Annotated in this window: 12 protein-coding genes; 4 read left to right on the top strand and 8 right to left on the bottom strand. The window is 73.2% G+C overall.

From position 1 onward, the window contains the following. The first annotated feature begins 188 nt into the window (after window positions 1-188). Window positions 189-443, top strand: coding sequence for a glutaredoxin domain-containing protein (locus ABZ154_RS20180; RefSeq protein WP_073878569.1), 255 nt, complete (start codon window positions 189-191; stop codon window positions 441-443). Between the two features lie 70 nt (window positions 444-513). On the opposite strand, the gene nudC is transcribed toward ABZ154_RS20180, so the two are convergent. From nudC to ABZ154_RS20155, 5 genes are all read right to left on the bottom strand, one after another. Beyond that, window positions 514-1,470 carry an NAD(+) diphosphatase gene (gene nudC / locus ABZ154_RS20175; RefSeq protein ID WP_356834437.1) on the bottom strand — a complete coding sequence of 319 codons (957 nt, stop codon included), beginning with the start codon at window positions 1,468-1,470 and terminating at the stop codon, window positions 514-516. Between the two features lie 53 nt (window positions 1,471-1,523). Then, a complete protein-coding gene (locus ABZ154_RS20170) occupies window positions 1,524-2,921 on the bottom strand; it encodes a dipeptidase (RefSeq protein ID WP_356834435.1) in 1,398 nt (465 codons plus the stop codon). Window positions 2,922-2,931: 10 nt separating this feature from the next. Further along, on the bottom strand, window positions 2,932-6,393 hold the full coding sequence (locus ABZ154_RS20165) for a UvrD-helicase domain-containing protein (protein WP_356834433.1): 3,462 nt from the start codon (window positions 6,391-6,393) through the stop codon (window positions 2,932-2,934). 54 nt (window positions 6,394-6,447) lie between these two features. Further along, window positions 6,448-9,933, bottom strand: coding sequence for an ATP-dependent DNA helicase (locus ABZ154_RS20160; protein WP_356834431.1), 3,486 nt, complete (start codon window positions 9,931-9,933; stop codon window positions 6,448-6,450). 213 nt (window positions 9,934-10,146) lie between these two features. After that, complete coding sequence (locus ABZ154_RS20155) at window positions 10,147-10,551, bottom strand: MGMT family protein (RefSeq protein WP_356834429.1); 405 nt, start codon at window positions 10,549-10,551, stop codon at window positions 10,147-10,149. 221 nt (window positions 10,552-10,772) lie between these two features. On the opposite strand from ABZ154_RS20155, the gene ABZ154_RS20150 reads away from it, so the two are divergent. The 3 genes from ABZ154_RS20150 to ABZ154_RS20140 all read left to right on the top strand — a co-directional run bounded on the left by ABZ154_RS20150 (window position 10,773) and on the right by ABZ154_RS20140 (window position 16,989). Then, window positions 10,773-13,598 (top strand): lysylphosphatidylglycerol synthase transmembrane domain-containing protein, encoded by a 2,826-nt coding sequence (locus tag ABZ154_RS20150; protein ID WP_356834427.1) that lies wholly within the window; start codon window positions 10,773-10,775, stop codon window positions 13,596-13,598. A gap of 102 nt (window positions 13,599-13,700) precedes the next feature. Then, on the top strand, window positions 13,701-15,302 hold the full coding sequence (locus ABZ154_RS20145) for an alpha/beta hydrolase (RefSeq protein WP_356834425.1): 1,602 nt from the start codon (window positions 13,701-13,703) through the stop codon (window positions 15,300-15,302). 94 nt (window positions 15,303-15,396) lie between these two features. Then, window positions 15,397-16,989 (top strand): alpha/beta hydrolase, encoded by a 1,593-nt coding sequence (locus tag ABZ154_RS20140; RefSeq protein ID WP_356834423.1) that lies wholly within the window; start codon window positions 15,397-15,399, stop codon window positions 16,987-16,989. A gap of 82 nt (window positions 16,990-17,071) precedes the next feature. On the opposite strand, the gene moeZ is transcribed toward ABZ154_RS20140, so the two are convergent. The 3 genes from moeZ to ABZ154_RS20125 all read right to left on the bottom strand — a co-directional run bounded on the left by moeZ (window position 17,072) and on the right by ABZ154_RS20125 (window position 20,128). Next, on the bottom strand, window positions 17,072-18,250 hold the full coding sequence (gene moeZ / locus ABZ154_RS20135; RefSeq protein ID WP_356834421.1) for an adenylyltransferase/sulfurtransferase MoeZ: 1,179 nt from the start codon (window positions 18,248-18,250) through the stop codon (window positions 17,072-17,074). A gap of 85 nt (window positions 18,251-18,335) precedes the next feature. Further along, entirely contained in the window at window positions 18,336-19,175 is an 840-nt protein-coding gene (locus ABZ154_RS20130) for a spherulation-specific family 4 protein (protein WP_356834418.1), read from the bottom strand. Further along, window positions 19,163-20,128, bottom strand: coding sequence for an NAD-dependent epimerase/dehydratase family protein (locus ABZ154_RS20125; protein ID WP_356834416.1), 966 nt, complete (start codon window positions 20,126-20,128; stop codon window positions 19,163-19,165). Before ABZ154_RS20125 ends, ABZ154_RS20130 begins: the two co-directional genes overlap by 13 nt. Window positions 20,129-20,396: the final 268 nt, after the last annotated feature.

The raw sequence follows: 20,396 nt of genomic DNA, 5'->3' as shown, positions 1-20,396 counted from the left end.
ACGACGGGGCTGATGCAGGGGACGACGGGGCTGATGCGGGTGACGACGGGGCTCCGATGCCGCTGTGGGAATGGTGACCGCCTCCCGTACGTTCCACTCGGTGCGGGAATGGCGGCGCAGGCCGCCGGTCCGCATGTGACGCTGCCGGCCGCGCAGCGCGACGGACGAGACAAGGGAGCGCCACCGACATGGCGGGCACTGTGACGATGTACAGCACCACCTGGTGCGGCTACTGCCGTCGGCTCAAGGGCCAGATGGACCGCGAGGGCATCGCGTACAACGAGGTCAACATCGAGCACGACGCGGACTCGGCGGCTTTCGTCGAGAAGGCGAATGGCGGAAACCAGACGGTCCCGACGCTGCTGATCGTCTCCCCCTCGGGCACCGAGTCGGTCATGACCAACCCGTCGCTGGCCCAAGTGAAGCAGGCTCTGGCCGCCTGACGCCCGCGCTCGGAGCACCGAACTTCCACGAAGGCCCCCGGCTGGTGCCGGGGGCCTTCGCGTTTCCCGTTCAGTTGGTGCGGTTCAGGCTGCCCGGCCTCGGCAGCGGCTTCCCGTACCAGAGCTCGATCAGCCGGGCGGCGATCGAGATGCCGAACGGGGGCATGACCTCGCCGGACTCGAAGGCGGCGGTGAGGTCCTCGCGGGAGAACCAGCGGGCCTCCTCGATCTCCTCGCCGTCGACGGTGATCTCCGAGGATGTCGCCCGGGCCATGAAGCCCAGCATCAGGCTGGAGGGGAAGGGCCACGGCTGGCTGGCGACGTACTCGACCTCGCCGACGGTGACGCCCGCCTCCTCGTACACCTCGCGCACCACGGACTGCTCGATCGACTCCCCCGGCTCGACGAACCCGGCGAGCGTGGAGAAGCGGCCCTCGGGCCAGTGCACCTGGCGACCCAGCAGCGCGCGGTCCTGGTCGTCGGTGACGAGCATGATGACCGCCGGGTCGGTGCGCGGGTAGTGCTCGGCGCCGCAGGCCTGGCAGCGGCGGATGTGCCCGGCCGCCGCGATGACGGTGCGCTCGCCGCAGCGGGAGCAGAAGCGGTGCAGGCGCTGCCAGTTCTCCAGGGCGACCGCGTGCGCCATCAGGCCCGCGTCACGGGGGCCGAGCAGCAGGCCCGCCTCGCGGAGGCCGGCCGGTCGGGCCGACTGGTCCATGCGTCCGGGCAGCGAGTCCTTCTGGAGCGCGAAGTAGCTGACACCCTCCTCGTCCGTGCCGAGGAAGTAGCGGTGGGTCTCGGTGACCGGGGCCTCGAAGGCCGGGGTCATCACGATGGCGGTGCCCCCCTCGGGGGTGTCGTCGATCAGCACCTGCCCGCCGGAGACGACGAAGACGCGGGTCGTCGGGTGGCTCCACGCCACGGCCAGCCACGCCTCGTCGAGGCGGTGGTGCGCCGCGCGGTCGATGCCGCCGGGCGCGGTGAGGCTGATCGGGCGGTCTGCGGTGGCGTTGTCGAAGGTGCTCACAGGTGCTTCCTACTCCCCCTGGGCGGATCGGGTGTGCGGAGGTGGGGCCGGGTTCATCGGCCGAGCGCCGTGGCCATCTCGCCCCACAGGTACGCGGTCGTCTCCACGCCCTTCAGCAGCAGGTCCAGCTCGACCTTCTCGTCGGGTGCGTGCCAGCCGTCGGAGGGTACGGAGATGCCGAGGAACAGGACGGGGGCGCCGAGGACGTCCCTGAGGTCGGCGGCCGGGCCTGAGCCTCCTTCGCGGGTGAAGAGGATCTTCTTGCCGAAGGCCCGGGCCATCGCGCGGGCCACCGCCTGGAGTGCGGGGTGGTCCAGCGGGGTCAGACAGGGGCGGGTGGCGGGCTGGAACGTGATCCGGTGGCGGACACCCGCCGGGACGCGGGACTCCGCCCAGGCACGGACGGTCTGCTGTACGCGGTCGGGGTCCTGGCCGTCGACCAGGCGGAAGCTGATCTTCACCAGGGCCGATGAGGGGATGATCGTCTTGCTGCCGGCGCCCTGGTAGCCGCCGCCGATGCCGTTGACCTCGGCGGTGGGGCGGGCCCAGACGCGCTCCAGCGTGGAGTAACCGGCTTCTCCGGAGGCCGCCTGCGACTTCGCCGTACGCAGCCAGGTCGCCTCGTCGAAGGGCAGCTGGGCGAAGAGGGCCCGCTCGGAGTCGGTGAGCTCGGTGACTCCCTCGTAGAAACCGGGGATCGCGACGCGGCCGTCCTCGTCGTGGAGGGCGGCGGCCAGCCGGGCGATCTCGGTGGCCGGGTTGGGAACGGCTCCCCCGAACGATCCGGAGTGGATGTCCTGGGCGGGGCCGTACAGCTCGATCTCACACTCGGCGAGGCCGCGCATGCCGGTGCAGACGGTCGGCGTCTCCTCGTCCCACATGCCGGTGTCCGAGACGATCACGGCGTCGGCGGCGAGGCGGGCGGCGTGCTGTTCGGCCAGGGCGCGGAAGTTCGGGGAGCCCGACTCCTCCTCGCCCTCGATCAGCAGCTTGAGGTTGACGGCCGGGGTGGCGCGGCCGGTGGCGGCGAGGTGGGCGCGGACTCCGAGGGTGTGGAAGAACACCTGGCCCTTGTCGTCGGCGGCGCCGCGTCCGTACATCCGGCCGTCGCGGATCACCGGCTCGAACGGGTCGGTGGCCCAGCCGTCCTGGCGGGCGGCGGGTTGCACGTCGTGGTGGCCGTAGACCAGGACCGTCGGGGCGTCCGGGTCCTCGCTGGGCCACTCGGCGAAGACCGCCGGGGCGCCGGGGGTCTCCCAGATCTCGGTGACCGGGAAGCCGGTCTCCTTGAGCTTGGTGCTCAGCCACTCGGCGCTGCGCCGTACGTCCCCGTCGTGCTCCGGCTGCGCGGACACGGACGGGATGCGCAGCCACTCGGCGAGGTCGTCGAGGAAGGCTGCGCGGTGCTGTTCGGTGTACGTACGGACGGCGCTGTCCGGGGTCTCGCTCATGCCGTTGAGCCTATCCGTCCCGCGGAGCCGGATCGTCCAGCAGGATCCGCTCCAGCTCGGCCCGGCCCGGCAGCCCCTGGGGGTGGACGGTCTCCCCGCTCCGTACGTAGAGGAAGGTGGCGGTGACCGCGGTGAGCGGCAGGTCGTGCAGCTCGGCCCAGGCCAGCCGGTAGACGGCGAGCTGGAGCGGGTCGGCGGTGCGATGGCGGGTGGTCTTCCAGTCGACGATCTCGTAGGTGTCACCCGTGCGGTACACGGCGTCGATACGGCCCCGGATCACCCGGCCCGCGAGGGTGATCTGGAACGGGGTCTCCACCCGGTACGGCGTGCGCCGGGCGTACGCGGTGCGCTCGAACGCCTCCTTCAGCTCGGCGAGGTCCCGCTCGTCGGCGATGTCCGCGTCGCTCTCGTCGCCTCCGGGCAGCTCGTCGGGGCCGAGCATGGGCAGCGGCAGCTCCTCGTACCGGGACTCCACCCAGGCGTGGAACCGGGTGCCCCGGCGGGCGGCCGGCTGCGGCGGCCGGGGCATGGGCCGGGCCAGCTCCTTGGCGAAGGCGTCGGGGTCCTCGGCCAGGCGCAGCAGCTGGGTGGCGGAGAGCGCGGCGGGGACGAGGACGTCGTGCACGGTGGCGCGGGCACGGCGGAGCTCCCCCGCGAGGGCGTCGAGATCCCGGTCCCAGGAGGCGAGGGTGCGGGCCTCCTCCGGGGTGAGCCGTTGCTCGGGGGCGGGTTCCGGGGCCTGGTCCGCCTCCTGGGGGTGGCGGGCGGCCGGGATGTGCGGTGCCGAGTCCCGTACGTTCTCCGGTGCCGTGGCCGGGGCGTCCTGGGGGCGTTCGGTGGGGAGCGCGTCCCAGTCCCAGTCCTCGTCGGCCGGGGGCTCGTCGATCGGGGGCTCGTCCTCGTACGCCGGCACGTCATCGGGCTCGGGGGCGTACGCCGGTGTCTGCTCGTCCCCGTGGACGGCCAGGCTCTCCAGGTGGGCGAGCACCGTGTCCCGGGCGGTGCGCCGGCGGGCGAGGGCCGTGGCGTCCAGCGGGAGCGGCCAGGCCAGGTCGGTGCCGGGCGCTGCGAGGGACGGGTTCTCCTCGTCCTCGGCGGGCTCGTCCGCCCAGGCTTCGATCTCGCCGTGGCCCGCCACGCAGTGCTCGTACAGCGCCTGCAGGAAGGCGGACGGACCACGCGTCCTCTTCTGGGAGGGGCCCCACCAGTGGCCGGAGCCGAGCAGCAGGGAACGGGGCCGGGTGAAGGTGACGTAGCCCAGGCGCAGCTCCTCCGTGTGCTGGTGCTCCTTCATCTCCTCCTTGAAGGCCTTCATGGCCTTGGCGTCGAACGCGTCCAGCACCGGGAGGGTCGCCGCGTCGCCGCGCAGGGCGTGCGGGAGCACCTTGGCCTGGGCGGTCCAGGCGTCCCGGGCCCGGTCGCTGGGGAACTGGCCGGTGACCAGTCCGGGCACGGCGACCACGTCCCACTCCAGGCCCTTGGACTTGTGCGCGGTGAGGACCTTCACGGTGTTCTCGCCGCCGGGCAGCGCGTTGTCGAGCCCCTTCTCGTACTGCGCGGCGGTCCGCAGGAAGCCCAGAAAGGCGAGCAGGGACGCCTCGCCGTCCAGGGAGGCGAAACCGGCCGCTGTGTCCAGGAAGTTGGCGAGGGTCTCGCGACGGCGGGCGGCCAGCGCCTGCGGCGACGCGGACAGCTCGACCTCCAGGCCCGTGGTGGCCAGGACGCGGTGCAGGACGTCCATCAGGGGATCGGCGAGCGAGCGGCGCAGGTCGCGCAGCTCGCGGGCGAGCCGGGCGAAGCGCACACGCGCCTCCGCCGAGAACGGCAGCCCGTCGTCCGCCGCGTCCCCCGCGATCAGGAAGGTGTCCAGGGCGTCCGCGAGCGATATCACCTCGGCCGGGTCGGTGCCCTCGACGGCCTCCGCGAGCCGCCGGTCCGGGTCGGCGTCGTCCCCCTGGGCGGCCCGGTGGACGAGGAGGCGGGCGCGGCGGCCCAGGAGTGCGAGGTCGCGGGGACCGATGCGCCAGCGCGGTCCGGTGAGGAGGCGGACCAGGGAGGCGTTGGCACCCGGGTCCTGGAGGACCTCGCAGACGGCGACCAGGTCCGCCACCTCGGGCAGGTGCAGCAGCCCGGCGAGGCCGACCACCTCGACCGGGATGTCCCGGGCGACCAGGGCCGCCTGGATCTGCCCGAAGTCCCCGGCCGTGCGGCACAGGACGGCGATCTCGCCGGGCGGGGTGCCGGTGCGCACGAGGTGGGCGAGGGAGTCGGCGAGCCAGTCGATCTCCTCGGTGTGGGTGCTCAGCAGGGCGCAGCGGACCATCCCGTCGCGCTCCGCCCCCGGCGCGGGGCGCAGCGCCTCGACGCCTTCGTGCATCGCGCGCAGGGGTTCCGCGAGGCCGTTGGCGAGGTGGAGGAGGCGGCCGCCGCTGCGCCGGTTCTCGCTGAGGCTGTAGCGGGTGGCGGGGGCGCCGTCCGCGTGCGGGAAGTGCTCGGGGAAGTCGTCGAGGTTGGCGACGGAGGCGCCGCGCCAGCCGTAGATCGCCTGGCAGGGGTCGCCCACGGCGGTCACCGCGTGGCCGGTGGCCGGGGAGGACGTACCGCTCCCGAACAGCGCCGACAGCAGCAGGCGCTGGGCCACCGAGGTGTCCTGGTACTCGTCCAGCAGCACGACCCGGAACTCGTCCCGCAGGATCTCCCCCACCTCCGGCCGGGTCAGGGCCAGCTCGGCGGAGAGGGCGATCTGGTCACCGAAGTCCAGGAGGTCCCGGCTCCGCTTGGCGGACCGGTAGCGCTCGGTGAGGCCGAGGAGGGAGCGGCGGGCCTCGGCGGTCTCGGGGATCTTGCGCAGGTCGGCGTTGCTGAGCTTGGCGGTGGCCAGCTCCCGCAGCAGCTCGGTGTCGTACGCCTCCAGCTTGCCCGTGCGTACGAGGTGTTCGGACAGCTCCCCGTCGAGCGCCAGGAGGTCGCTGACGAGGGTGGGGAACGAGCGGGTCAGCGCCGGATACGGGCCCGGGGCCTCGCGCAGCACCTTCGCTGCCAGTTGGTAGCGCGTGGCGTCGGCGAGGAGGCGCGTGGACGGCTCCAGGCCGATGCGCAGGCCGTGCTCGGTGAGGAGGCGGCCGGCGAAGGCGTGGTACGTGGAGATGGTGGGCTCGCCCGGCGGATTGTCCGGGTCGATGACCTCGGGATCGGTGACCCCGGCGGCGATCAGCGCCTTGCGGACCCGCTCGGCCAGCTCGCCCGCCGCCTTGTTGGTGAAGGTGAGGCCGAGGACCTGCTCGGGGGCGACCTGGCCGGTGCCGACCAGCCAGACCACGCGGGCCGCCATCACCGTGGTCTTCCCCGACCCGGCTCCGGCCACGATCACCTGCGGGGCGGGCGGCGCGGTGATGCAGGCCGTCTGCTCCGGGGTGAAGGGGATCCCGAGGAGCTCCTTGAGCTGCTCGGGATCGGTGATGCGTGAGGACACCTGAGCAACGGTAACCGGACCCGCTGACAAGCCGGGCCGATGCCCACGAAAGCCCTACTCCACCACCTGCCGCCCCTCCGGCTGCGCGCTGCACGAGGCGCGGAAGGTGCAGTGGGTGCAGTGGGTGCCGGTGGTGGGCGTGAACCGTTCGTCCAGGACCTTTCCGGCGGCCGTCGCGAGCAGGTCGGAGACCCACTCCCCGGTCAGCGGCTCCTGGGCCTGCACCTTGGGGAAGGCCTCGCCGCCCTCCTTCTTGGGGGCGGGCCGGCGGAGCTGGACCAGTTCGGCGCCGCCGGGTTCGGGCCGCCGGCCGTCGAAGACCTCGTCCACCGCGCCCTCACGGACGGCCAGCTGATAGACGGCGAGCTGGGGGTGGGTGGCCACCTCGTCCTTGGTGGGCGCGCCCTTGCCGGTCTTGAAGTCGACGACGTATGCCCTTCCCTCGGCGTCCTCCTCCACCCGGTCCATCGAGCCCCGGATGCGGACGGCGTACGCGCCCGCTTCCAAGGTCACGTCGAAGTCGTGCTCGCTGGCGGCGGGGGTGCGGCCTCCGCGGTCCAGGACGTGCCACTTCAGGAAGCGTTCCAGGGCGGCGCGGGCCTGGTCCTTCTCCTGCTCGGACTTCCAGGGGGCGTCGAAGGCGAGGCCGTTCCAGACGGAGTCCAGGCGCTCCATGAGGACGTCGAGGTCGGCGGGCGTACGGCTGGAGGCGACCTCGTCGGCGAGTACGTGGACGACGTTGCCGAACCCCTGGGCGGCGGTGGCCGGGGCGTCGGCCTTCACCTCCCGGCCCAGGAACCACTGGAGGGCGCAGGTGTTGGCGAGCTGGTCCAGGGCGGAGCCGGAGAGGGTGACGGGCTGGTCGCGGTCGCGCAGCGGGACGGCGGAGCGGGTCGGCTCGTCCAGGCCCCACCAGCGGGACGGGTGGGCGGCGGGCACGAGTGCCTGGCCCTCGTCGTCGGTGAGCGCGGCGAGCCGGGCGAGGCGGTGGGCGGCGGCGTCGCGCAGGGCGTCGGAGGCGGCCGGGTCGACGGTGGTGGCACGCAGCTCGGCGACGAGCGCGGCGACGGCCAGGGGCCGGCGGGGGCGGCCGGTGACGTCGCGGGGTTCGACGCCCAGCTCGGTGAGGAAGCGGGAGGGCTGGTCGCCGTCGTCGGCGGGGGCCTTCACGGCGGTGACCACAAGGCGCTCGCGGGCCCGGGTGGCGGCGACGTAGAAGAGTCGGCGCTCCTCGGCGAGGAGTGCGCCGGGCGTGAGGGGTTCGGCGAGCCCGTCGCGGCCGATCCGGTCCGCCTCCAGGAGGGAACCGCGGCGGCGCAGGTCGGGCCAGAGCCCTTCCTGGACTCCGGCGACGACGACGAGCCGCCACTGAAGGCCCTTGGAGCGGTGGGCGGTCATCAGGCGTACGGCGTCGGGGCGGCCGGTCCGCCGGGAGAGGGTGTCGGCGGCGATGTCCTGGGCATCGACCTCCTCCAGGAAGTTGAGCGCCCCTCGCCCGCCGGTGCGCTCCTCGGCGCGCGCGGCCGTGTCGAACAGGGCGCACACCGCGTCGAGGTCCCGGTCGGCGTTGCGGCCGCCCGCCCCGCCGCGCAGCGCGGCCCGCTCCAGCCTGCCCGGCCAGGGGGTGCCGTTCCACAGGGTCCACAGGGCCTCCTCGGCGGTGCCGCCGCCTTCGAGAAGCTCGCGGGCCTTACGCAGGAGCGCGCCGAGGCGCTGTGCGCCGTGGGCGTACGCCGGATCGTGGGTGACCAGGCGTTCGGGCTCGGCCAGGGCGCGGGCGAGCAGCTCGTCGGAGGGGGCGGGGACCCGGATTCCGGCGGCGCGCTCCTCGTCGCGCAGGGCCCGGCCGAGGCGGCGCAGGTCGGCGGCGTCCATGGAGCCGAGGGGGGAGGCGAGGAGGGTGAGGGCGGTCTCGGTGCCCAGCCAGGGGGGTGCTCCGCCCTCGCCGAGGTCCGGGGCCGGCTCCGTCTCCGTGTCCATCTCCGGGGCCGACTCCGTCTCCGTCGTCTTCGTGGCCGGCTCCGTCTCCGGCTTCGTCTTCGTGGCCGGCTCCGTCCCCAGCTCGGTCTCCCTGTCAGCGGACCGGTGGTGCAGTGCCGCCGTCGCCACCGTCCGCAGGGCCGTCAGCAGCGGGGCGACGGCCGGTTCGTGGCGGAGCGGGAGGTCGTCGCCGTCCACCTCCAAGGGGACGCCCGCCGAGGTGAGGGCGCGGCGGACGGCGGGCAGCGAGCGGCCTCCGGCCCGTACCAGCACGGCCATCTCCCGCCACGGGACCCCGTCCTCCAGGTGGGCGCGGCGCAGCAGGTCCGCGATGTTGTCCAGCTCCGTGGAGGCGGTCGGGTAGGTGTACGTCTCCACCCGGCCGCCCTCCCGGACGGCGTGCAGGTCGCGGTGGGCGCGGACGGTGTCGGCGGGCAGCCGGGTCAGCGGCATCCGGCGGGTGAGCAGCCGGGTCGCCGCGAGCAGGCCGGAGCCGGAGCGCCGCGAGGTGGTGAGGACGCCCACGGGTGCGGGGGTTCCGTCGGCCCGCCGGAAGGTGTCGGGGAACTCGAGGATGCCGTTCACGTCGGCGCCCCGGAACGTGTAGATCGACTGGTCCGGGTCGCCGAAGGCCACCAGCGTCCGGCCGCCGCCCGCCCCGGGCCCCCTGCTCCCGCCCCCGGCGTGCGCCCCGCTCCCCAGGTTCCCCGCCAGGGCGTGCAACAGGCGCACCTGGGCCGGGTCGGTGTCCTGGTACTCGTCGACGTACACCGCGTCGTACGCCCCGGCCAACTGCGCCGAGACCTCGGGACGCTCGGCGAGCAGGACCGCGCGGTGGACCAGCTCCGCGTAGTCCAGGACGCCCTGGGCGTCGAGGACGTCGAGGTACTCGGCGAGGAACTGGGCCGCCGCGCCCCAGTCCGGGCGGCCCGTGCGGCGGGCGAAGGCGGCGAGCGCGTCCGGGCCGAGTCCCAGTTCGCGGCTGCGGGCGAGCACGGCGCGCACCTCGTCGGCGAATCCGCGGGTGGTCAGACAGGCGCGCAGCTCGTCGGGCCAGCGGACGTGGGCCAGGCCCTCCTTCTCCAGGTCGAGCTGGCCGGCGAGCAGGTCGCGGACGGTGACGTCCTGCTCGGGCCCGGAGAGCAGGCGCAGCGGATCGGCGAAGAGATCGGCGTCCTGGTGGGCGCGGACCAGGGCGTAGCAGTACGAATGGAAGGTGGTGGCCTGCGGCCCGCGGGCCGCGCCGAGCCGGGCCGCCATCCGGTCGCGCAGTTCGACGGCGGCCTTGCGGCTGAAGGTGAGGACGAGGATGCGGGCGGGGTCGGCGCCCCGGTTCACCCGGGCCGCCACCGACTCCACGAGCGTGGTGGTCTTGCCGGTGCCGGGACCCGCGAGGACGAGCAGCGGTCCGTCGGCGTGATCAACCACAGCGCGCTGGCCTGCGTCCAGGAGAGGAGGTTCCACGGAACCCGGCGGGGTGCGCACCAGGCGGTACGCGCCCGTGATCCGCGGCCGTGACTCACGGTGCGGACTGTGCCGGGTGGAAGAGGAGGAGCTCACGTGGATCGCCGGTCCTGGTGGGTTTACGGGTCATACAGGTCACACAGGTCATACAGACCGAAAAAGGCCATCCTTGCGGGACGAGGAGAGGGGGCGCGGGTGGAGCGCGGTGACGACGCTACGCCAGCGGGGGCGCGGGAGGCGGCGGGTGCGCTGCGTCCCTCGTCACGTATCCGGCCGCGCCCTGCCGGAGGCGGGCGGTGGCGTCCGCCGTCACCTGTGAGTTTCCTCGCTCCGACCGTCGGCCGGGCCGCCGGCGCCTCCCCCGTCGCCGTCCCAGCGCGCGCGGCGCATGTCGAGCCGCGGAACGTGGCCGTCCGCATGGCCCGACGCCTCGCGCAGCGGGGTCCCCTCCGCGCGGTAGTGGTCCAGCGCCCGCAGCTCGTGGCCCGGGAGCAGCCCCCCGTCGGCCCGCACCACGCGCCACCAGGGCACGGCGGAGCCGTACAGCGCCATGGCCCGGCCGACCTGCCGGGGGCCGCCGTCGCCCAGCCACTCCGCGACATCGCCGTACGTCATGACCCGGCCCGGCGGGATCAGGTCGGCGACGTCGAGGACCCGCTCCGCGTACTGGGGCAGCTCGGCCGGCTGCCCCTCGCCCGTCTCGTCCTGGCTCATCCGCCCCATCCTGCCGTACGCCACCGACAGTGCGGACGGAACCGTGTCGGTACGGGCACCGAGCGTGCGCGCAGGTGCAAAGGGGCGTATGTTGCGCATCCCGCGCCCGGGCGACGCACCCTGATGCCTCCCTCCGTCTCCGGGCCGTGCCACCATCATCCGGGCGGTGACCGGTGATACGAGACCACGAAGACGAACCAGAGGCGACGAAGGAGCAGGGCGTGCAGCCACCGAAGGCGGCGGACGCCTCCGATGCCGGAGAGCGCCCGCCGAGCGCGCCGGAGCCCGCCGGGGAGCGCGCGGAGAGTGCGCCGGCACCCGCCCAGGCGGTCCGGGCCGAAGGTCCCACCGCGGCCACCGCGTCCACCAGCGGCTACCTCACCGGCTCCACCCTCGCCTCCGCCGAGGCCGCCCTGAGCGACCGGGTCTCCGGCGACGAGCCGCTGCTCCCCGCCCGGGTGCACCGCCCCTCCGACCTGATGCGGCTGCTGATCGGCATCGCCGCCGTCGCCGTGCTGTTCGCCATCGCCGCGTTCGCCCAGGGCACCACCACCGGCCTCGAGGACGACATCTCCAAGGGCACCGAGCAGGCGCCCGATCTGCTGATCAAGATGGCCGGCCTGGTCTCCAGCATCGCCGTGCTGCTCGTGCCGGTGGCCTTCGCCATCGAGCGGCTGATCAAGCGGGACGGGCTGCGCATCGCCGACGGCGTACTGGCCGCCGTGCTCGCCCACGGGGTCACCCTCGCCACCGATCTCTGGGTCTCGCGCTCCGCGCCCGGCACCATCCAGGAAGCGCTGACCCAGCCCCAGCCGGGCGTCGGACTGACCGATCCGGTGCACGGCTACCTCGCCCCCGTGATCGCGTACATGACCGCGGTCGGAATGGCGAGACGGCCGCGCTGGCGGGTCGTGCTCTGGGCGGTGCTGCTGCTCGACGCGTTCGCGATGCTCGTCGGCGGGTACACCACCCCGTTCTCGATCATCCTGACGGTCCTGATCGGCTGGACCGTCGCGTACGGAACGCTGTACGCGGTCGGCTCCCCGAACGTCCGCCCCACCGGCCAGCACCTGATGGCGGGGCTCCGGCACGTCGGCTTCCGGCCGGTCGCCGCGATGCGCACCGAGGATGCCCCCGACAACGACAACACCGACCAGAACGACCGGGGACGGCGGTATCTGGTCACCCTGGAGGACGGGCCCCCGCTGGACGTGACGGTCGTCGACCGGGAACAGCAGGCCCAGGGGTTCTTCTACCGCGCCTGGCGCCGGCTGACGCTGCGCGGGATCACCCAGCGCCGCTCGATCCAGTCGCTGCGGCAGGCGCTTGAGCAGGAGGCGCTGCTCGCGTACGCGGCGATCGCCGCCGGGGCGAACGCGCCGAAGCTCATCGCCACCTCCGAGCTGGGCCCGGACGCGGTGATGCTCGTCTACGAGCACATCGGCGGCCGGTCGCTGGACCAGATGGAGGACGAGGAGATCACCGACGACCTGGTGCGCAGCGCCTGGCGTCAGGTGAAGGCCCTCCAGTCGCGCCGGATCGCGCACCGCAGGCTGACCGGTGACGCGCTGCTGGTGGATCGTTCCGGCAAAGCGTTCGTGACGGACCTGCGCGGCGGCGAGATCGCCGCCGGGGACCTGGTGCTCCGGATGGACGTGGCGCAGCTGCTGACCACCCTGGGACTGCGGGTGGGGGCCGAGCGTTCGGTCTCCGGCGCCCTGGCCGTGCTCGGCCCGGACGCCGTCGCGGACTGCCTGCCGCTGCTCCAGCCGATCGCGCTGAGCCGCTCCACCCGGGCGACGCTGCGTCGGCTCGCGCGGGAGCGGTCGCAGCAGGAGCGCGACGCGGTGCTGGAGTCCTCGCGGGCGGCCAAGGAGGCGCGGGCGCAGGACGCGGCGGACGAGGCCGCGCAGGCCGGGGCCGAGGCTCAGGCCGAGCCCAGGTCCGGCCACAAGGCCGAGCGCAAGTCCCTGCGGACGGAGAAGCAGGCCGAGAAGCGGGCCGTGGACGACGCGATGGAGGAGGCGCGGGAGGGAGACCTGCTCACCCAGATCCGCCGCCAGGTGCTGCTGATCCGCCCCCAGGCACCGGTCGAACCGGTCCGCCTGGAGCGGATCAAGCCGCGCACCCTCTTCAGCTTCATCGCCGGGGCCATCGCCGCGTACTTCCTGATCTCCCAGGTCACCCAGGCCGACTTCGGCGTGCTCGTGGAGCAGGCGGAGTGGGGCTGGGTGGCCGCCGCGCTCGGCTTCTCGGGGCTCAGCTACGTGGCGGCGGCGATGAGCCTGCTGGGCTTCGTGCCGGAGCGGGTGCCGTTCCTCAAGACCGTGCAGGCGCAGGTGGCCGGTTCGTTCGTGAAGATCGTCGCCCCGGCCGCCGTCGGCGGTGTGGCGCTGAACACCCGCTTCCTGCAACGCGCCGGAGTGCGCCCCGGTCTGGCCGTGGCGAGCGTCGGGGCCTCGCAGCTCTTCGGGCTCGGCTGCCACATCCTGCTGCTGGCCCTCTTCGGCTATCTCACGGGGACGGAGAAGACCCCGGACTCCCTCACCCCCTCCCGTACGGTGATCGCCGGTCTGCTGACCGTCGCGGTGCTGGTGCTGGTGGTGACGGCCATTCCGTTCCTGCGGAAGTTCGTGGTGACGCGGGTGCGCTCGCTGTTCGCCGGGGTCGTGCCGCGCATGCTGGACGTGGTGCAGCGGCCGCAGAAGCTGGTCACCGGGATCGGCGGAATGCTGCTGCTGACCGGCCTGTTCGTGCTCTGCCTGGACGCGTCGATCCGGGCGTTCAGCGGCCCTGACGTGGCCCAGCTGAGCTACGCGAGCATCGCGGTGGTCTTCCTCGCGGGCAACGCGCTCGGCTCCGCCGCTCCCACCCCGGGCGGCATGGGCGCGGTCGAGGGCGCCCTGACGCTGGGCCTGATCGCGGTCGGGCTGCCGATGGAGGTGGCGGCGCCCGCGGTGCTGCTGTACCGCGTGATGACGCTGTGGCTGCCGGTGCTGCCGGGGTGGATCGCCTTCAACCAGCTGACCCGCAAGGGCGAACTCTGAGCATCCGGAAGGGCGCACGCGACCCCGCCGCACGCGCCGTGCACCACCCGCATGGACCGCGCCCCAGCGCGCTCCCCGGCGCCCCGCCGCACGATGGAGCCCATGAGGACTTCCCCCGCTCTGCGCGCCGCCGCCCTCGCCGCCACCGCCACCGTGCTGCTGCCCCTGGCGGGCTGCTCGGACGGCGGCGACGGGGGCGGGGAGGGCCGTTCCACGCCCAGCGGGGCCTCGACCGCCTCCCCCACCGCCACCTCCGGGGAACTGGCGTCGCAGAAGCTGGACTGGTCGCCCTGCCCGGCGCCGAACGTGGCGCAGGGCGGTGGTGAGTCGCCCTCGCCGCTGCCCGGGGGCGCGGTCTGGGAGTGCTCCTTCATGGACGTACCGCTGGATTACGCGGAGCCGGACGGCCGGACGATCGAGCTGGCGCTGATCCGGGGGAAGGCCAAGGACCAGAAGCGGCGGATCGGCTCGCTCGTGTTCAACTTCGGCGGACCCGGCGCCTCCGGTGTCGCGACCCTGCCGGCCTTCGGCGCGGACTACGACAGGCTCCGCACCCGGTACGACCTGGTGAGCTTCGACCCGCGCGGGGTGGGGCGCAGCGAGGGCGTGGAGTGCGCGGACGACGCCCAGCTGGACGCCCTCTACCAGGAGGACTCCACGCCGGACGACGCGGCCGAGGAGAAGGAGTTCGTCCAGGGCCAGAAGGACTTCATCGCCACCTGCAAGAAGAACTCGGGCTCCGAACTGCCCTATGTGGGCACGACGAACGCCGCCCGCGACATGGACCTGATGCGCACGGTCCTCGGCGACGACAAGCTGCACTACTTCGGCATCTCCTACGGCACCGAGCTCGGCGGCGTCTACGCCCACCTCTACCCGGACAAGGTCGGCCGGGCGGTCTTCGACGCGGTGGTCGACCCCACCAAGGACGCCGAGCAGTCCTCCCTCGGCCAGGCCCAGGGGTTCCAGCTCGCCTTCGACAACTTCACGAACGACTGCGCGGACCGCGGCGACAAGTGCGCCCTGCCCGGCGCCACCGGCGCGGAGGTCGAGCAGTGGATCGCCGACTTCCTGGCGAAGCTGGAGAAGGAGCCGATCGACGGGCTCGGCGACCGGGCGCTGACGCAGACGCTGGCCACCACCGGCATCGCCTCCGCGCTCTACTCCCAGGAGACCTGGCCGCTGCTGGAGCAGGGCCTGGACGAGGCCGACGGCGGCTCCGGCGCCCTGCTGCTCGCGCTGGCCGACTCGCTGAACGGCCGCTCGGAGGACGGGCGGTACGACAACTCCAACGCGGCCAACATCGCGATCAACTGCGCCGACAACAAGCAGCGCTTCAGCCTGGCGCAGACGAAGGCAGCCCTGCCCGCCTTCCGCGAGGCCTCGCCGCTGTTCGGCGAGTACCTGGGCTGGGGCCTGATGGGCTGCACCGGCTGGCCGGTCGCGGGCGCCTGGGTGACCCCCGACGTCAGCGCTCCCGGCTCCGCCCCGATCCTGGTCATCGGCAACACCGGCGACCCGGCGACCCCGTACGCGGGCGCACAGGCGATGGTGGAGAAACTCGGCAAGGGAGTGGGCGTCGAGCTGACGTACAAGGGCGAGGGCCACGGCGCGTACAACAGTAAGAACGCGTGTGTCCAGGGGGCCGTCGACGGCTATCTCCTGAACGGTACGGTGCCGAAGTCGGGCACTGTCTGCGAATGATCCGCGCCCGGGCAACAGCCTTTAGCATGACCGGACATCACAAGCGCCCGACGCGTCACCACCGGCTCCGGGCCACGGGGAGGGAAGCCGGATCATGCGTGCGCACCGAGGAGCCCGACGGGCCGTCGTCCGGGCGGGGGCAAGCCTGCTGGCGGCGGGACTGCTGGCCGGCTGCGGCCTGCTGGCGACGGAAGCGGAGAAGAGCGAGCCGGCGGACGGCCGCTCCGGTGACGCCGCCCCCTCTCCGTCGCCGGACCTGAAGGAAACGCCGAAGACCCCGCCCCTGCCCGCCGCCCTCACCTCCCAGCGCCCCGACTGGACGCGCTGCGAGGCACCGCGCGGCGGGAGCGCGCCCGGCTCCGACTGGCGCTGTACGAGCGTCGAGGTGCCTTTGGACTACGCGAAGCCGGCCGGCGAGACCATCGCCATCGCGCTGATCCGCAAGCAGGCACGCGACAAGGACCGCCGACTCGGCTCGATGCTGTTCAACTTCGGCGGCCCGGGTGGTTCGGGCGTCGAGATACTGCCGCGCGCGGCCTCCTCGTACGACAGGCTCAACTCCCGCTACGACCTGGTGGGGTTCGATCCGCGCGGGGTCGCGGCCAGCTCCGGGGTGCAGTGCCGTACCGACGAGGAGCAGGAACAGGCCTTGCGTAGCGTGGACCTGACCCCGGAGACGGCGGCCGAGGAGGCGGCGTTCATCAAGGACGGCGCGGACTTCGGCGCGGGCTGCCGGCGCCGGTCGGGCAAGGTCCTCCCGCACGTCGGCACGTCCAACGCCGCCCGTGACCTGGACCTGATCCGCCAGGTCATCGGCGACGACAAGCTGTCGTACTTCGGCTTCTCCTACGGTACGGAGCTGGGCGGCACGTACGCGCACATCTTCCCGCACCACGTGGGGCGCACCGTCCTGGACGCGGTCGTCGACCCCACGGCCGACGGGATCGGGCACGCCCGCAACCAGGCGACCGGCTTCCAGCGCGCCCTGGAGAACTACCTCAAGGACCGCGGCCAGGATCCGAAGGCAGGCTCGGAGCGCATCGCCCGGATGCTGGCCAGGATCGACAGGAAGCCGCTGCCGACCGCGTCCGGCCGCGAGCTGACCGAGTCCCTCGCCGTCACCGGCATCGTCACCCCGCTCTACTCGCAGTCCAACTGGCCCGCGCTGACGGCCGCCCTGGACGAGGCGGAGAACAAGGGCACGGGCAACGGGCTGCTCCGTCTCGCCGACTCGTACAACGGGCGGGACGAGAACGGGCGTTACGACACCCAGGCCCACTCCCAGCGGGCCATCTCCTGCGCCGACTCCAAGGCCCGCCCCACGGTGGACGAGGCCCGCGCGCTGCTGCCGGAGTTCCGCAGGCTCTCCCCGGTGTTCGGGCCGTTCCTGGCCTGGGACACGGCCGGCTGGTGCGCGCAGTGGCCGGTCGACGGGGAGCACGAGACGCCGGAGACCAGTGCGCCGGGCGCGGGCCCGATCCTGGTGATCGGAACGACCGGCGACCCGGCCACCCCGTACGAGGGGGCGCAGAGGATGGCGGACGAGCTGGGCAAGGGTGTCGGCATCATGCTCACCAACGAGGGTGAGGGGCACGGGGCGTACGGCGAGGGCGACTGCGTGACCGCGGCGGTGGACAACTACTTCCTGGACGGGAAGGTCCCCCAGGACGGCACGACCTGCTCGTGACGGGCCGCAGGCGCACGGAAGAGGCCGGTCCACACGAGGTGGGCCGGCCCCTTCTCCGTACGTTCCGCAGCTTCTGCGGGCTCTAGTAGATCGGCTTCGCGGGCTCGATCTGGTTGACCCAGCCGATCACGCCGCCGCCGACGTGCACCGAGTCGGCGAAGCCCGCCGACTTGAGGACCGCGAGGACCTCGGCGCTGCGAACACCCGTCTTGCAGTGCAGGACGATGCGGCGGTCCTGCGGGAGGTCCTGAAGGGCGTTGCCCATGAGGAACTCGTTCTTCGGGATCAGCTTCGCGCCGGGGATCGAGACGATCTCGTACTCGTTCGGCTCGCGGACGTCGATGATCTCGATCTTCTCGTCCCCGTCGATCCACTCCTTGAGCTGCTTCGGAGTGATCGTGGAGCCGGCCGCCGCCTCCTGGGCCTCCTCGGACACGACGCCGCAGAAGGCCTCGTAGTCGATGAGCTCGGTGACGGTCGGGTTCTCGCCGCAGACCGCGCAGTCGGGGTCCTTGCGGACCTTGACCTGGCGGTACTGCATCTCCAGGGCGTCGTAGATCATCAGACGGCCGACCAGCGGGTCACCGATGCCGGCGAGCAGCTTGATCGCCTCGGTCACCTGGATCGAGCCGACCGACGCGCACAGGACTCCCAGCACGCCGCCCTCGGCGCAGGAGGGGACCATGCCCGGCGGCGGGGGCTCCGGGTAGAGGCAGCGGTAGCAGGGGCCGTGCTCGGACCAGAACACGGAGGCCTGGCCGTCGAAGCGGTAGATCGAGCCCCATACATACGGCTTGTTCAGCAGCACGGCCGCGTCGTTGACCAGATAACGGGTGGCGAAGTTGTCCGTGCCGTCCACGATCAGGTCGTACTGGGCGAAGATCTCCTTCACGTTCTCGGCTTCGAGCCGTTCCTCGTGAAGGACCACGTTGACGTACGGGTTGATGCCCAGCACGGAGTCCTTGGCGGACTGCGCCTTGGACCGGCCGATGTCGGCCTGGCTGTGGATGATCTGGCGCTGCAGGTTCGACTCGTCGACCTCGTCGAACTCCACGATGCCCAGCGTGCCGACGCCGGCCGCGGCCAGGTACATCAGGGCCGGCGAGCCGAGACCGCCGGCGCCCACACAGAGCACCTTGGCGTTCTTCAGGCGCTTCTGCCCGTCCATCCCGACATCCGGGATGATCAGGTGGCGCGAGTACCTGCGGACCTCGTCGACGGTGAGCTCAGCGGCTGGCTCGACCAGGGGTGGCAGCGACACAGGAACCTCAACAATGCAGGTGGTCGGATTTTACGTACTTCGACTACGTACGGTTGTTCTTCCGGTAACACTGCCACGCCCCCTCTCATTCCGAGATACCGGGTCCGATCCGCGAGACGATTTCGTCCCAGTACCTGGGCAGCGCCGCGAATGGATCGGTTTGTCCGCTCTGTCCGTCGTCGCTCCGCCCGCCCCGGTCCGTGAAGAAGATCGTCCCGGCGCCCTGCCAGCGGGCGATGCGCATCGCCTCGTCGAGATGGGTGCGCGGCACCCCGTGGACGAAGTGCGCGAACCGCTCCGGCGGGTAGTCCGCCGTCCACTCGGCCACCTGTGACCAGCGGTAGTCGGTCCACGGGCCCTGGAAGGAGACCAGTTGGTCGGCCGCCTCCGCATAGCCGGGGTACGGGTGGGTGCCGTGGCCGAGGACCAGGCGGCCGCCGTCGTCCGCGCTGTCGCTCTCCGCCAGCAGGGCGTGGAGTGTGCCGGTCAGACGGCGGACGGCAGGCAGTTCGGACCGTTCGGCGGGGCAGCGGGCCAGATAGAAGCCACCGACCCGGTACCAGTCGATGAAGGCCCGGGCATCGGCGATCAGCTCATCGAACCGCCGGTTGCCGTAGGCGAGATCTAGGTGGCCGAGGAGCCGTCCGCCGCAGGCGCGTACGGAGTCGTCCGGGGCCTCGCCGTGCAGGGCCCGTTCCCGTGCGTTACGGAGTTTGCCGGCCACCTCCAGGCAGTGCGGGTCGGGCCGGGTGCCGGGGCCCTCAGCGATGTTGAGGACGGCCCAGTGGAGCGGGGTGCCGGGGCGGACCAGCTCGGCCCATTCGGCGGGGGCGAGCAGCGGATGGGCGTAGCCGGGGACGCCGAAGCCGAGCTGCTCGCCGCCCGCGGTCCTGCGGGCGTCGGCGGGAGCGGTCAGATACGGCACGCCGCCTCCATCCAGATGTCCGCCAGGGACTCCTCCAGATTGATCCGGGGGCGCCAGCCGAGCCGGTCCCGCGCGGTGCGGACGTCGGCCTGCTGCCAGACGCCGCAGCCGTCCGGGTACGGGGACGGGGTCGCCGAGAGGTGCTCCATGACCGACTCGGCGGAGGTGCGCGGGGCGCCGATGGGCAGGCGGGCGGGGGGCGTGTCCAGCTCGTGGAGTGCGCCCGCGTACCCGGCGACCCTCGCGAGGACGGCGGCAGCGTCGCGGAGGCGCACGGCCCGCCCGGTGCCGATGTTGACGACGCCCTGGGCGGCGGAGAGCGAGGCGGCGTGCACGGCCCTCGCCACATCCCGTACGTCGACGAAGTCCCGCTGCACGCCGAGGCCGCTGAGCTTGAGCTCGCCGTCGCCGGACTGCATGGCCCGGCGCATCGCCTCGGCGAGCCGGCCGAGCGGGGATCCGGCCGGGGTGCCGGGGCCGACCGGCGAGAAGACCCGGAGCACCACGGCGTCGAGGCCCGAGCCGAGGACCAGCTCGGTGGCGGCGAGCTTGCTGACGCCGTACGGGCCGCCGGGGCGCGGGATGGCGTCCTCGGCGGTGGAGGAGCCGGGCTGCGAGGGGCCGTACTCGGAGGCGCAGCCGACCTGGACGAGCCGGGCCCCGCAGCCGCTGCGGCGCAGGGCCTCGCAGACGGTGGCGACGGCGACGGTGTTGTGGCGGGTGAGTTCCCGGGCGCCGCCGCGGGTGGCGCCCGCGCAGTTGACGACGACTCCGGGGTGGACGGCGTCCAGGAAGCGGGTGAGCGCGCCCGGGCTGCCGCCGGCGAGGTCGAACCGGACGTCGGCGTCGTCGCCGCGGCCGAGGGCCGTGAGGTGGACAGCGGGATCGGCGAGCAGACGGTCGGCGACGAAGCGGCCGAGGAATCCGTTGGCTCCGAGCAGCAGCACCCTCATCGCGCACCGCCTCGGTGCCGACGGCGGACTGCCGGTGCGGGGGATTGGGGGGTCATGGCGGGTTACTCCTTGGTCGGTCAGTTCGTGCGGTCGGTTCGTGCGGTGTCGAAGAGGCCCGCGGCGTCGGCTCCGCGGGGTGGTGCGGTGGTACGTCGGTGGGGGCTCAGGGCCTGGTGTGGGCCGAGGCCCGGGAGAGGGCGGCGGCGGCGTGGACCAGCAGTCCGAGCGCCGCCGCCCCGCAGGCGAGGGCGGGCACGGCGCCAGATCG

It is taken from the genome of Streptomyces sp. NPDC006261 (assembly GCF_040613515.1).
Taxonomy (GTDB): domain Bacteria; phylum Actinomycetota; class Actinomycetes; order Streptomycetales; family Streptomycetaceae; genus Streptomyces.
Note: the sequence above shows the minus strand (reverse complement) of the source record. Positions and strands in the feature narration are given on the sequence as shown.